This window comes from Hymenobacter citatus (assembly GCF_014333615.1).
Lineage (GTDB): Bacteria > Bacteroidota > Bacteroidia > Cytophagales > Hymenobacteraceae > Hymenobacter > Hymenobacter citatus.
This window is the reverse complement of sequence record NZ_JACSCY010000017.1, coordinates 79414-93342: the sequence shown is the minus strand read 5'-3', so window position 1 is coordinate 93342 and position 13929 is coordinate 79414. Positions and strand designations below refer to the sequence as shown.

Genomic DNA, 13929 nt, shown 5'->3' with positions numbered 1-13929 from the left:
TGCGTATCTTTAAGCAGCTATCTAGCCCTCGTCGTTATGCCGCCCATCACCAGCCTTTCCCAACTCGACCTTAGCAAGCGTTACACTTACGCCGACTACCTGACATGGCAGTTCGACGAGTTTGTGGAGCTAATTAAAGGCAAGGTCAGCCGCATGAGCCCCGCGCCGCGAGTAGTGCACCAGGATATCCTATTAAATATCTCGGCGGCGTTGAAGTATACTTTACGGGGCCGTGCGTGCCGACCCTATGTGGCACCGTTTGATGTGCGCCTGAACAACGTCACTCCCAACGGGGACAGTGGCATTGCTACCGTAGTGCAGCCCGACATCTGCGTTATTTGCGACCCGGCGAAAGTAGATGCCAAGGGCTGCGCAGGCGCCCCCGACTGGATCATTGAAATCCTCTCGCCCGGCAACGCTACCCACGATATTCGCGTGAAATTCGACCTCTACGAGGAAAACGGCGTGGGCGAGTACTGGATTGTTTTTCCTGACGAGAAGAACGTGGCCGCCTACGTGCTGACCGATGGCCGCTACCAACTGCGCGGCGAGTTCTACCAGCCCGGCCCCATTCCGGTGCACACGCTGCTGGGGTTTAGTTTGGAATGGGATGAGGTGTTTGAGGGGGTGTAGGTAGCATGCTGGCGCGGGTGTAGCGCAGCGTCACTCGTGCAGACTATACCGAGAGGCTGCGCCTTTGGAAGAACGATGAAGTTTGAGTGGCACAATTACATTTTGTAGCTGCGCGGCAGATAAGGAATAACCTCATCGTCAAGGCAAAACATGAATTGCAATACACCAAACTCGCACTAATCATGAACTGAATTTGCGTCGCTCTAACCTAATTATTGATCCTCTGGAAATACATCAATTATTCGAAACTTAGATTCCCACTGTCTCTTAATAATCATTTGCACATCCTCCGGTCTTTCCCAAACCATACCTCTCATATAAGCTACTAATGGCTTTATATCAAGATGATTGAAAGCGCCTAGTAATATATTACACTCAAGGTATTTAGTACCTCCATACCATGCTTTAGGCAAGCTTTCGTCTTCTACAGACATGATATTGAAAGGAAGATTTCTATAAGTAAACTCTCGGAGCGTTTTGATAATTGTTTGTTCATCTTCATCAACAGAGAAGGTAATCATCAAGTTAGTTATTTCGCTCATCTCAAATTTTTGAATTAAACATATATAAAAGTTAATACAAACTATCGTTTTCTATACCTTACCCCCTCTATCCAACTATCCTATCCCCGCAATGCCCCGCCTACCCCGCTTGCCGCTGCTGTGGCTGCTGCTGCTATTGTGCGCCTGCTCGAAAACCACCTCCCCGACTGACCCCAACGGCGAAGAAATCGACCCGTACCAGAACCTGGTGTTTGAGTTTGACCGGGCGATGGTGGGGCCGGAGCGGCAGGACCGCTGGGATACCGTGCAGGTGGTCACATTTGAGCCGGCGGTGCGGGGCAAGTTCAAGTGGGCCAACGACCGGGAGCTAATTTTCTCGCCGCTCACGCCATTTCGGCCCAGCACGACGTTCCGGGTGACGCTGCGGGCGCAGGCCCTACCCGATGATAAACGGGATACCAAGCTGCCCGAGAACCGCCGCGTGTTTCACACGCCCTACCTCCAGCCGGGCACGGTGCAGGCGTTTTGGGGCCGCTCGCGCCGGGCGGCGGGCACCGCCGAGCTGCGCCTGGATGTGCCCTTCAACTACGCCGTGCGGCCCACCGACGTGCGGCCCCTCCTGCGCCTGACGCAGGACGGGCAGCCGGTGGCCTTCGAGGTGCTGACCACCGAGCCCGACCAAACCATCCAGCTCGGCCTTATGCAGGACGTGCGGCCCGGTTCCCCGCTCACGGTGGCGCTGGCGGCCGGCCTGCGTGCCGCCGGCAGCGACCAGCCTACCACCCAGGATTTCACCCTCCCCGTGGACGTGCCCGACCCGCAGGCGCTGGCCGTGAGCAGCGTGTCGGGCCGCTTGCAGGGCGCCGACCCGGTGGTGACGGTGCGCACTAACCAGCCGGTGGCCGAGGGCGACCTGAGCGCGGCCGTGGCCGTGTCGCCGCAGGTGCCGTTTGCGGTGGAAACGCAGGAGGGCGGCTTCACGCTGAAGGGTGGGTTTGAGGTCGGCAAGAGCTACCAGGTGCGCATCGGGAGCGGCTTGCGCGGCACGTTGGGCGGGCAGCTCGGCGAGGACGTGACCCAGACGGTGAGCTTCGGCGACGAGCGGCCCACCATCAGCTTTGCCAGCGGCGAGAAGGCCCTGTACCTCGACGCGCTGGGCGCCCGCAACCTGGGCGTGCGCATCAACGAGGTGGCGCAGGTGAAGGTGACCATTGCCAAGGTCTACGCCAACAACATTCAGCAGCTGTTGCGCAGCGGCACCCAGTACGGCTACCCCGAGTACGACCCCGATTCGGAAGAAGAAAACACGGACGACAACGGCGAGTACATCGACCGCTCCTACCAGTATTACGACGTGGAGAACTTGGGCAACGTGCTGTCGGAGCGCACCTACACGGTGGCGGGGCTGCCCAAGCAGCAGGGCTTGCGCTTGCTCAACCTCAGCCTGAAAGAGCTGGAGTTTACCGACGGCCTCAAAGGCCTCTACATCATCAAGATACAGGACACCGAGCGGCAGTGGCTGCAAGTGAGCAAGCTGGTGGCCGTCACGGATATCGGCCTGATTGTGAAGCAGGGCGCGGCGGGCAGCACGCTGGTGTTTGCCAACTCCATCCGCGACGCCAAGCCGCTTTCGGGCGTGGCGGTGCGCTTTGTGAGCAGCAACAACCAGGTGATGGGCACCGGCACCACCAACGCCGACGGCGTGGCGAAATTCGACAGCACGGCCGCTACCAGTCGGTTCCGGCTGGGCATGGTGATGGCGCAGCGCCAGGCCGATTTCACGTTTCTGGATTTGAGCCGGAGCCGCGTGGAAACGTCGCGGTTTGAGGTAGGGGGCTTGCAGAGCAACGCCGCGCGCTACCAAGCCTTCCTGTACGGCGACCGGGACCTGTACCGCCCCGGCGACACCATCCGCACGAACACCATTATCCGGACCGAAACCTGGCAGACGCCGCCCAAAAACCTGCCCGTCAAGATTCGGCTGCTCCTACCCACGGGCAAGGAGTACGCGAGCTTGCGCCAGCAGCTGTCGGCGGCGGGGGCGTTTGAGGCGCGGTTTATCCTGCCGCCCAGCATCATGACCGGCCTCTACACGCTGGAAGTCCTCACCGGCAACGACGTGCTGCTGACCTCGCGCCAGCTGAGCGTGGAAGAATTTATTCCGGATAGACTGAAGGTGATGGTGAAGGCCTCGCGGGCCGTGGTGAAGCCGGGCCAGCCGGTTTCGGCCCTCATTACGGCGCAAAACCTGTTCGGCCCACCCGCCGCCGACCGCAAGTTTGAGGTGGAGTTTTCGCTGAAAGAAAAGCCCTTCAACCCGAAGAATTACGCCGATTACACCTTCGTCCTCAACAGCGGCGAGAAGCAGCGCGGCGCCTACGGCAGCCAGACTACAACGCCCATTTCGGCCCGCTTCGAGAAGACCCTGCGCGAAGGCACCACCGACGCCGCCGGCCGCGGCACCGCCCCCTACCAGGTGCCCGACTACACCGACCTGGGCACGCTGGAAGGCGCGGCCTTTGCCACGGTATTCGACGAAACCGGCCGCCCGGTGAACCGCCTCGCTACCTTCGAGGTGCAGACGCAGCCGGTGCTGTTTGGCATCAAGGAGCTGCCGGAGCTGGTGAGCACCCGCGAGGCCGTGCCGGTGCAGGTGGTGGCCCTCACACCTGGCGGCCGGCCTACCAGTGCGCCGGCGCGGGTGCAGGTGGTGCGCCTGCTCTGGGAAACCGTGATTGAGCGCCAGGGCGGCCGCTACATCTACAACTCGCAGAAGCGCGAGCAAGTGGTTTCCAGTCAGCAGGTTTCGGTAGGCGCGAGCGGCGGCAAGACGGTGCGCTTCGCCCCTACCTACTCCGGCGAGTACGAAATCCGGGTAGGGCGGCCGGGGGCGGCTACCTACGTGGCCCAGCAAGTGTACGCCTACGGCTACGGCGATACCCAGGCCAACAGCTTCGAGGTGAACAACGAGGGCGAGGTGACCATCGAGCCCGACAAGCCGAAGTACGAGCCCGGCGAAACGGCCCACCTGCTGCTGAAAACGCCCTTCCCCGGCCGCGTGCTGGTGACGGTGGAGCGGAACCGGGTGCTGAACAGCTTCTACGTGACCACCGACGAGAAATCGGCGAAGGTAGACGTGCCGATTCGCGCCGGGCACGTGCCTAACGTGTACGTGACGGCCACGGCCATCCGCGAAATTCGCGACAACCGCCTACCCCTCACGGTGGCCCGCGGCTTCGTGCCGCTGATGGTAGAGAAGCCCGGCTCGAAGCTGAATGTCAGCATCAAAGCGCCCGCGCAGAGCCGCTCCCAAACCTTCCAGACCATTGAGGTGAGCACCGCGCCCAAGGCCCAGGTGACGCTGGCCGTGGTGGACGAGGGCATTTTGCAGATGAAGGACTACCGCACGCCCGACCCGCACGGCTACTTCTACCAGAAGCGCGCCCTGGAGGTGCAGGCCTACGACGTATACCCCTTCCTGCTCCCCGAACTCGGCACCAGCAGCAGCGGGGGCGACGCCGCCGACCTTTCCCGCCGCACCACGCCCGTGCCCTCGCGCCGCGTGAAGCTCCTGGCTAAGTGGAGCGGCGTACTCACGGCCGATGCCAACGGCAAAGTGCGCTACCGCGTGCGGATTCCGCAGTTTTCGGGAGCCGTGCGCGTGATGGCCGTGGCCTACAAAGACGACGCATTCGGCGCGGCCGAGCACACGATGCGCGTCGCCGATCCGGTGGTTATCAGCACCGCCCTACCCCGCTTCCTCAGCCCCGGCGACACGATTGACGTGCCGGTGACGCTGACGAATACGACGGGGAAGAATATGGCTTTAGAGGTAGTGCTTAATACAGGCTCAGGTGCATTTGCAGAAGTATTTGCTAAAAAGGGAGATTTTGACAGGGACGTTGACTACAAGAGTGCAGACTACCTTGCTCATACCGAAGGTCATCAAATACGCTTGAAGCCAAATACGGAACAACGCGTGCTTTTCCATTTGACAGCAAAATCGATAGGCAACGCTCCAATTGAGGTTGATGTGTTCCCTGAGAGCCACCCAAAGGAAAATGGTATTCCAATCATTTTACGCGAAACCATCGAACTCCCCATCCGCCCCGCCTCCCCCTTACAGAAGCGCAACGGCTCCGGCGAGGTAGCGGGTGGCGCGACGCAGCCGCTGAAGCTGCAAACGGATTTCATCCCCTCGTCGCTGCGGAGCCAGCTGGTGGTGAGCAGCTCGCCGATGACGGTGTTTGCCAAGGACTTGCGCTACCTGTTGCAGTACCCGTACGGCTGCTTGGAGCAAACCGTGTCGGCGGCTTTCCCGCAGCTGTATTATGGCGATTTGGCGGCCACGCTGGGGCAGCAAACCGGTAAGACCACAAAGGCGAGTCCGTACAACCCCAACTACCACGTACAGGAGGCCATCCGCAAGGTAGAGGCCCAGCAGATGTACAACGGCAGCCTCAGCTATTGGCCCGGCGGCGACTACGACAACTGGTGGGCTACGGCCTACGCCGCCCACTTCCTGCTCGAAGCCCAGCAAGCCGGCTTCACGGTCAACGAAACCGTGCTGGATAGGGTGCTGCGCTACCTGCAAGCGCGGGTGCGCCGCCGCGAGACGGACACCTACAACGTCATCCAAACGGGCGGCGCCATCCAGCCCGTAACGCGGGCCAAGCGCGAAACCGCCTACTCCCTCTACGTGCTGGCCCTGGCCGGTCAGCCCGACGCGGTGGCGCTGAACTACTACAAGGCCAACCGCGCCCTGCTCACCGAGGATGCACGTTGGGTGCTGGCTTGCACCTTTGCCCTGGCCGGCAACCAGCGCAGCTTCCAGCAGCTCCTGCCCGCCCGCTTCGCCCCCAAAACCACCGACGGCCGCGAGCTAGCCGGCTCGTTCTCCTCCCCCATCCGCGACGAGGCACTGGTACTCAACGCCCTCCTCGCCGCCGACCCCGACCACCCGCAGGTGGCCCCGCTGGCCCGGCAGCTCAGCCGGCAGGTGCAGCAGGCAAGCTGGCTGAACACCCAGGAGCGGGCGTTTTCGCTGCTCGCCCTGGGCAAGCTGGCCCGGCGCAACGCCGCCAGCACCGTCACGGCCGCGCTGCTGGCCGATGGCAAGGTGGTAGGGAGTTTTTCGGGCAAGGACGTGTCGGTGACGAATGTGGCCAACCGCCCGCTGATGCTGCGCACGCAGGGTAGCGGCAAGCTCTACTACTTCTGGGAGATGGAGGGCATTTCGCCCACCGGCCGCGTGCCCGAGGAAGACCAATACCTGCGCATCCGCCGCGAGTTCCTGGACCGCAACGGTCAGCCCGTAGGCAGCACCTCGTTCCGGCAAAACGACCTGGTGGTCGTGCGCCTCACCCTGCAAGCCGCCGAAACGGCCGGCGCGGTAGAAAACGTAGCCGTCACGGACCTACTGCCCGCCGGCCTGGAAATCGAAAACCCGCGCATCGGCGCCGTGCGCGATTTGGATTGGGTGAAAGACGCCGCTCAACCCGACTACCTCGACGTGCGCGACGACCGGTTGAACCTGTTTACCACGGCTACCGCTCAGCCGAAGGTGTTTTACTACCTGGCGCGGGCGGTTTCTAAAGGCACGTTCAAGCTAGGCCCGGTGAGTGCTGATGCCATGTACAACGCCGCGTATCACTCGTATTCCGGCGCGGGCGTAGTGCGGGTGCGGTGATATTATTGCCGGGGGTAGAGGCACAACATTTTGTATCTCGTCGTTGGCGATGTTGCTTGGTTGAACGGCGCGGACATGGGTCGATATAAACAACATCACCAACGACGAGACACAAAATGTTGTGTCTCTACTTCGCTTATGTCTGACGGGCTTTATCAGGACAAATAGCATGTTGCCTCCACTCGCTGGGCGGGATACGATTACAGCCAAAACGGCATCTACTTTATTACCATCTGCACTCAAAACCGCCAGCCATACTTTGGTGAAATTCAGCAAGGCCAACAACTCGGTGATGCCGCTTTTCTACGCCCAACGGCAGTAGCCCGCCGCGCAATGGAATGTTGGCAAAGCATACCGCAGCATTTTCCTTTTGTTGAATCAGATGTCTTTGTAGTGATGCCGGATCATGTGCACGGCATGCTGTTCTTTCATAAATCCGACGCAGAACCTACTCGCCAAAGCCTCTTCGGACCACAACGCCAAAATCTGGCGTCCGTTGTGCGTGGCTTTAAAGTTGGTGTCAAGGTTTGGGCGACGCAGCAGCAAGTTCCGTTTGCGTGGCAAAGCGGTTATTTTGATCGGGTAATTCGCAGTGAAGAAGAATTGGAAAAAGCACGACGCTATGTTGCAGGCAATCCTTCTGCCTGGTTGCGCGACAAAGACAAGCCAGACAGTATTTTCCGATAGAGACGCAATATCTTGCGTCTCCTCGTTGCACAATCAAATCAGCGGCAATGTGACAGTATCAGCAACGACGAGGCTACTACCACAGCAGTTTAAACAACATCAATAACGAGAAGACACAAAATGTTGTGTTTCTACAGCTTAGCAAAACAGCGCGTCGTTTTTCCCTACCCTATGCACCTACTCTACCTCGTATTCGGCACCAATATCAAAAACCATTTTCAGGCAAATTTTTCTATTCTTTCCTTCTTGCAGCAAAGCAAAGCACTGAATGGTATTACGGTCGTGACAGATGCGCCGGATTTTTATCGCCATTTGCAAGGGCATGTAGCTGTGTTGCCTATTGATGAGACAAGATTGCGCGAGTGGAAAGGCGAGTTTGATTTTTTCTGGCGTATCAAAATAAAGGCGCTAGAATATGTAGCCCAGCAGCGGCCCGGCTCTGCCCTGCTCTACCTCGATTCAGATACGTTTTTATACGGTTCGCTGCCGCAGATGCAGGCAGCCCTGGCAGATGGACAAGCCTTTATGCACGAGGCAGAAGGCAAACTGGCCACCCTACCCAGCAAAACGGAGCAGCGCATGTGGCAGCAAGTGCGGCAGCAGACGTTTGGCGGCATTCAAATGCACGAACAACATACGATGTGGAATGCGGGCGTTGTGGGTATTCCAGCTGCGCAAGCCACCGAAACCATTGCTTTAGCCCTGCGCATCTGTGATGATATGAGTCGGCAGCAGGTTACGCCTCGGCTTATTGAGCAATTCGCACTTTCCGTAGCGCTGGCCGAAATGGGGCCGTTACAGGCTGCATCGCCATACATTGGCCACTATTGGAGCACGAAGGAGGAATGGAATGAAGCCATTACGGCTTTCCTGTTGGAATCGCACCTATATCAACGGTCGATAGCCGACGAAGTAGCTGCTATGGCTACGTTCGAGTACCGCACAATTCCGATTAAAAAGCGAGTCAAGAGTACACAAGGCCGTTTGGAGAAGTTGGTGCGGCGGCTGTTTCCGCCTCAGAATATTACGTATATCAAGCCGACTGAGTAATTAACTATCTGATGTACAAAAGTATTTAAAGCCAGCTCAACGTTCATAAGAATTTATCTTACAGCCATGAAACGGCGCACTGGTATACGCTTCCTCGCGGCCCTGGGGCTGCTGGTGCTGCTCCTACTTGGCCTCGACTGGCTATTTCCCCTACCTCCTACCCCGCGCTATTCTCCTCTGGTGCTGGCGGCCGATGGCTCGGTGCTGCACGCCTACCTCAACCCCACGCAGAAGTGGCGGATGAAATCGGAACTGCGGGACATTACGCCGGCGCTGCGTAAGGCGATATTAGAGAAGGAGGACCGGTATTTCCGCTACCATTTCGGGGTGAACCCACTGGCGATAGTGCAGGCCGCCGGGCGCAACCTGCTGGGCCGCGGGCGTACTACGGGGGCCAGCACCATTACCATGCAGGTGGCGCGGCTATTGGAGCCGAAGGAGCGCACTTTTGGCAATAAGCTGCTGGAAATGCTGCGCGCCGTGCAACTGGAGGCGCACTTCAGCAAGGACGAAATCTTGCAACTCTACCTCAACCTAGTGCCTTATGGTGGCAATATTGAAGGCGTGAAATCGGCGGCGCTGCTCTACTTTCAGCAGCCGCCCCACTACCTCTCGCTGGCTCAGACGGTCACGCTGGCCATCATCCCCAACCGTCCTACCAGCCTCGTGCTGGGCCACGACAACGCCCGCATCCTGCAAGAGCGCAACCGCTGGCTTCGGCGCTTTGGGCGCGAGGGGCTGTTTCCGAAGAAAGACATTGCCGACGCCCTGCTAGAGCCGCTGGATGCCCGGCGCCATGCCGCCCCTACCCTGGCACCGCACCTAGCGCGGCGACTGGTGCAGCAGTTTCCGCGGGAGGCCATCATCCAGAGTACGTTGCAGCGCAGTCAGCAAGCCCGCGCCGAGGACCTGACGCGCAACTACGTGCGCCGCCTGCACGAGCTGGGCATCACGCAGGCCGCTGTGCTGGTCGTCAGCAACCACACCCGGCAGGTAGAGGCCTACGTGGGCTCGGCCGATTTTCGCGACTTTGCCAGCCAGGGCCAGAACGACGGCATTATGGCCGTTCGCTCGCCGGGCAGCACGCTCAAGCCGTTTCTGTATGCGCTGGCCTTAGACCGCGGCCTGGTCACGCCCAAGCTGCTGCTGCACGACGTGCCCACCAATTTCCAGGGCTACCGCCCCGAGAACTTCGACAAGCACTGCCAGGGCGAGGTGACGCTGGAGCGCGCCCTTGCCTACTCCCTCAACATTCCGGCTGTGCGGGTGCTACAAGAGGTAGGCGTGCCTACCTTCACCGAGAAGCTGCAACGAGCCGGCTTCCGCAGCATCACCCGCAACCGGGCGCGGCTGGGGCTGAGCAGCATTCTGGGCGGCTGCGGAGCTAGTTTAGAGGAACTGACGGGCTTGTATGCGACGCTGGCGAATGGGGGTAGGTATAGCCCGCTTACGTACACCCTACCCCCCGACCCCCTCCCCTCCGGGAGAGGGGGAGCCGAACGTAGTGAGCAAAAACAAAATCGTCTGGCTCCCCCTCTCCCGGAGGGGAGGGGGCCGGGGGGTGGGGTGCTTGTCTCCCCCGCCGCCGCTTTCCTCGTCACTGACATCCTCTCCCAACTCACCCGCCCCGACCTACCTATCAACGCCACGAGCAGCTTGCGCCTGCCCAAAATTGCCTGGAAAACCGGCACCAGCTACGGCCGCCGCGACGCCTGGAGCATTGGTTATAATAAGGAGTTCACGATTGGCGTGTGGGTAGGCAACTTCAGCGGGCAGGGCGCCCCGACGCTCACGGGCGCCGATGTGGCTACCCCGTTACTGTTCGACCTGTTCAATACACTGGCGTACAACTCGCCCAACAACTGGTTTGCCCCACCCGCGGCGCTGGACTTCCGGCTGGTGTGCGCCGAAACCGGACTGGTACCGGGCGAGAATTGTCCCAATCAGATTATCGACTACTTCCTACCCAATGTGAGCAGTGGGCGGCGCTGCCAGCACCAGCGCGAGGTGCTGGTGTCGGAAGATGGGGCCTTTGCCTACTGCCGGGCCTGCGCGCCAGCTACGGGCTACCGGCGCGTGCTCTACCCCAATTTGCTGCCCGAGGTGGCCGCTTACAAAGAAGCCCAGGGTATTCCATACCGCCGCCTACCGCCTCACAATCCGCAGTGCCAACTGGTGCGCGGCGGGGCCGAGCGCGCCCCTACCATCACCTCGCCCCTACCCAACACCGAGTACGTGCTCAACCCGCACGAGCACCAGCAGCTCCTACTCAGCTGCACCACCGACAGCGAGGTGCGCCAAGTGTACTGGTACGTGAACGACCAGTTTCTGCGCGCTGCCGGCGCAACCGAGCGGGTGTTTTTTCGTCCTTCGCCGGGCCCACTGAAAATCTCCTGCGCCGACGACCACGGCCGCAACGTGGACGTGCAGGTGCTGGTGACGGAGTTGTGAGATTCTCTTCGCGAGTCATCGGCACAAAAAATATCAAACTGTAACCATCTGTATTACAGATGTAAACCACTGTAATCCAGTGGTGTTTGCAAACTAAAAACGTCATCGGGTAAAACATTCGCCCCTATAAATAGGTAGATAACGGGCTTGCGCTCCGCCGAAACCTGTTTTGAGTAGGCCGCGCAGCTCGGCAAAACGATTGCAATACATGATACAAGATGTACTCGGGCTGATGCCCCGGCCACTCAGTTGGCCGCGCATTAACCCTCGGCACTGGCTAGCAGCCTTGGCTATGCTGCTGGTGCTGCACAGCGCCTCGGCCCAAGCTCCGACTGCGCCCGTAGGCCAACCCCTGCCCGCCAACGCTACCCTCGACCAATGTGTGGAGTTTGCCCTGCGCAATCAGCCCCTTGTGCGGCAGTCGCAGCTGGATGAGCGCATTGCCGAACGCAATGTGCGCATTGGGCTTTCGTACTGGCTGCCGCAGATCAATGGCACGGGCGTATACACCCGCAACATTCAGTTGCAAGCCTCTGTTTTGCCCAACTTTGCTGACCCCGCAGCCGGGCAGCAAATCATTCGTATCGGTCTGAAAAACGTATCGACGATTGGGTTGCAGGCTACACAGCTGCTGTATAGCAACGATGTGCTGCGGGCCGCCCGCTCGGTGCGGGCCACGCGCCTCAACTACGCACAAACCACATCGCTCAACAAGATTGATGTGGTGACCAACGTGAGCAAGGCGTTTTACGACATTCTGCTGACCGAGGAACAACTTCGCATCTTGAAGGAGGACATTCAGCGCCAGGAACGTCAGGTGCGCGATGCCAAGGCGCAGTACGAGGTAGGCATTGCCGATAAAACAGACTTTTTGCGGGCTGATATTTCGCTGAAGAACGCCACTGCCCAGCGCCGTAGCACGGCCGCTTCCCTACCCGGCAAGTACGCTACCCTCAAGCAGCTAATGGGTGCGGCGCCCGACAACAAACTGGCCCTCAGCTACGATACCCTGGAAATGGTTCGCCAGACGCTGTTGGATACTACTGTGCAGCTGGCTTACGAAAAGCGGGTAGAGATTCAGCAGCTCCAAACGCAGAAGCAGCTCCAGCGCTACAACATTGACTACTACCGCTACGGCTTCCTCCCCTCGCTATCGAGCTTCTACAACTACAACCGCGTCTACCAGAACAACGAGTTTTCGGAGTTGTATAAGCGGGCCTTCCCCAACCAACAGGCCGGTTTGCAACTGGCCCTACCCATCTTCACGGGTACGCGGCGTTTACAAAACCTGAAGATTGCGGAGTTGCAGGATGAGCAGCTGGACCTAACCATTTTCGACGCCAAAAACCAGATCAACAGCGAGTTTGAGCAAGCTATGGGCGCTTACAAAGGCTCCCTAAACGAGTTGTATACCATCGAGCAGAACGTGGCCGACGCCAAGGAGGTGTACCGCATCCTGAACCTGCAATACCGCGAGGGCCTGCGCACGTTCCTAGACGTGATTATCGCCGAAACCGACTTGCGCACGGCCCAGCTCAGCTACTACAACGCGCTGTTCAACGTGCTGTCTACCAAGCTAGACGTGCAGCGGGCCTTGGGCAACATTACCTTCAATCAGAATCAGTAAAAAACGAATCCCATGACGTGGAATTCTAAGCGAGTGTGGCCCGTGTTTGTGAGCAGTGCGCTGCTACTAGCCAGCTGCGGCTCCAAGGACGAAGAAGCACAACAGCAGCAAGGGCCGCCCCCGGCTGTGCCAGTGGCCGTATATAAAGTGCAAAGCGAAGATGTGGTAAGCACCGACACCTACCCCGGCACGGTGGTACCCCTGAACGAGGTGCAGCTGCTGGCCGAGGTGACGGGCTTCCTGACCAATATCTACGTGCAGGATGGCCAGCACGTGACGAGAGGCCAGAAGCTGTATACCATTGACCGCACCCGCTACGCAGCCGCCACCAACGAGGCCCAGGCCCAGCTGGACGTGGCCAAAACCAACTACGACCGCGCCGTGCAGGACGCCCAGCGCTACGAGCGTCTCGATAAGCTCGACGCCGTGGCCAAGCAGCAAGTAGATATTGCCCAGGCCAGCCGCGCCAACGCGGCCTCGCAAGTAGAAGCCGCCCGCGCCAACCTGCGCAGCGTAAACCTCGATTTGCGCCACGCCACCATCACGGCCCCCCTTACGGGCACCATTGGTATTGCGCAGGTGAAACTGGGCGGCCTCGTTACGCAGGGCCAAACGTTGATTAATACAGTGTCGGCTGAAGATCCGATTGCAGTAGACGTGAACATTGGCGAGGCTGATATTACGCGTTTTCTGGAGTTGCAACGCAATACCAGCGCCCGCCAAGATTCGCTGTTTACGCTGCTGTTGCCTGGCAATCAAGAATACACAATGCCTGGTAAGATTGTGACGGTAGACCGCGCCGTAGACCCGCAAACCGGCACTTTACGCGTACGTGTGCAGTTCCCGAACCCGAAAAAGCTCCTGAAAGCTGGGATGAACGTGACAGTGCGCGTGCGCAATCAGGACAACGGCAACCAGCTCGTGATTCCGACCAAGGCATTGGTGGAGCAACTGGGTGAGTTCTACGTGTACGTGGTAGGCGACAGCAACAAAGTAGCCCAGCAAAAGGTAGCGACCGGCGCCAAAATACAAGGCAAAACCGTGGTGCGCCAGGGTCTGAAGCAAGGCCAGACCATCGTCAGCGACGGTGTGCAGAACCTGCGCCAGGGCGCTGTGGTGCAGGTAGGCGACCCTAACCAACCCGCAGCCGCCCAAGGCCAGGGCAAATAAATAATAAAGGCCGTCATGCTGAGCGCAGCGGAGCGGAGTCGAAGCATCTCTACCGCAGCGGTAATCCTACTCATCAGGAATTACTATCAGTAGAGATGCTTCGACTCCGCTCCGCTGCG

At 59.5% G+C, this 13929-nt stretch carries 8 protein-coding genes; 7 read left to right on the top strand and 1 reads right to left on the bottom strand.

Features of this window, described 5'->3' with window-relative positions:
- Positions 1–36 precede the first annotated feature (36 nt).
- Complete coding sequence (locus H8B15_RS17720) at positions 37–633, top strand: Uma2 family endonuclease (RefSeq protein ID WP_187320982.1); 597 nt, start codon at positions 37–39, stop codon at positions 631–633.
- A gap of 212 nt (positions 634–845) precedes the next feature.
- Here H8B15_RS17720 and H8B15_RS17715 read toward each other — a convergent pair whose 3' ends face one another.
- Complete coding sequence (locus H8B15_RS17715; protein WP_187320981.1) at positions 846–1154, bottom strand: hypothetical protein; 309 nt, start codon at positions 1152–1154, stop codon at positions 846–848.
- 112 nt (positions 1155–1266) lie between these two features.
- Between H8B15_RS17715 and H8B15_RS17710 the strand changes: the two genes are divergently transcribed.
- The 6 genes from H8B15_RS17710 (at position 1267) to H8B15_RS17685 (ending at position 13810) form a co-directional block, all read left to right on the top strand.
- Positions 1267–6825 (top strand): alpha-2-macroglobulin, encoded by a 5559-nt coding sequence (locus H8B15_RS17710; protein ID WP_187320980.1) that lies wholly within the window; start codon positions 1267–1269, stop codon positions 6823–6825.
- Between the two features lie 333 nt (positions 6826–7158).
- Positions 7159–7512, top strand: a complete 354-nt coding sequence (locus H8B15_RS17705; RefSeq protein ID WP_187320979.1) for a transposase — start codon at positions 7159–7161, stop codon at positions 7510–7512.
- Between the two features lie 171 nt (positions 7513–7683).
- Complete coding sequence (locus tag H8B15_RS17700) at positions 7684–8562, top strand: hypothetical protein (RefSeq protein ID WP_187320978.1); 879 nt, start codon at positions 7684–7686, stop codon at positions 8560–8562.
- A gap of 66 nt (positions 8563–8628) precedes the next feature.
- Positions 8629–11013, top strand: a complete 2385-nt coding sequence (gene pbpC / locus H8B15_RS17695) for a penicillin-binding protein 1C (RefSeq protein WP_187320977.1) — start codon at positions 8629–8631, stop codon at positions 11011–11013.
- Between the two features lie 208 nt (positions 11014–11221).
- Complete coding sequence (locus H8B15_RS17690) at positions 11222–12640, top strand: TolC family protein (protein WP_187320976.1); 1419 nt, start codon at positions 11222–11224, stop codon at positions 12638–12640.
- 12 nt (positions 12641–12652) lie between these two features.
- The gene (locus tag H8B15_RS17685) at positions 12653–13810 is read left to right on the top strand and encodes an efflux RND transporter periplasmic adaptor subunit (RefSeq protein WP_187320975.1); all 1158 of its coding nucleotides are present in this window, start codon (positions 12653–12655) and stop codon (positions 13808–13810) included.
- The last annotated feature ends 119 nt before the right edge of the window (positions 13811–13929 follow it).

Bases quoted from the DNA above. Each gene is read 5' to 3' on its own strand.
- H8B15_RS17720 (WP_187320982.1), top strand. From the start codon at position 37: ATGCCGCCCATCACCAGCCTTTCCCAACTCGACCTTAGCAAGCGTTAC.
- H8B15_RS17715 (WP_187320981.1), bottom strand. From the start codon at position 1,154: ATGATTACCTTCTCTGTTGATGAAGATGAACAAACAATTATCAAAACG.
- H8B15_RS17710 (WP_187320980.1), top strand. From the start codon at position 1,267: ATGCCCCGCCTACCCCGCTTGCCGCTGCTGTGGCTGCTGCTGCTATTG.
- H8B15_RS17705 (WP_187320979.1), top strand. From the start codon at position 7,159: ATGGAATGTTGGCAAAGCATACCGCAGCATTTTCCTTTTGTTGAATCA.
- H8B15_RS17700 (WP_187320978.1), top strand. From the start codon at position 7,684: ATGCACCTACTCTACCTCGTATTCGGCACCAATATCAAAAACCATTTT.
- pbpC (WP_187320977.1), top strand. From the start codon at position 8,629: ATGAAACGGCGCACTGGTATACGCTTCCTCGCGGCCCTGGGGCTGCTG.
- H8B15_RS17690 (WP_187320976.1), top strand. From the start codon at position 11,222: ATGATACAAGATGTACTCGGGCTGATGCCCCGGCCACTCAGTTGGCCG.
- H8B15_RS17685 (WP_187320975.1), top strand. From the start codon at position 12,653: ATGACGTGGAATTCTAAGCGAGTGTGGCCCGTGTTTGTGAGCAGTGCG.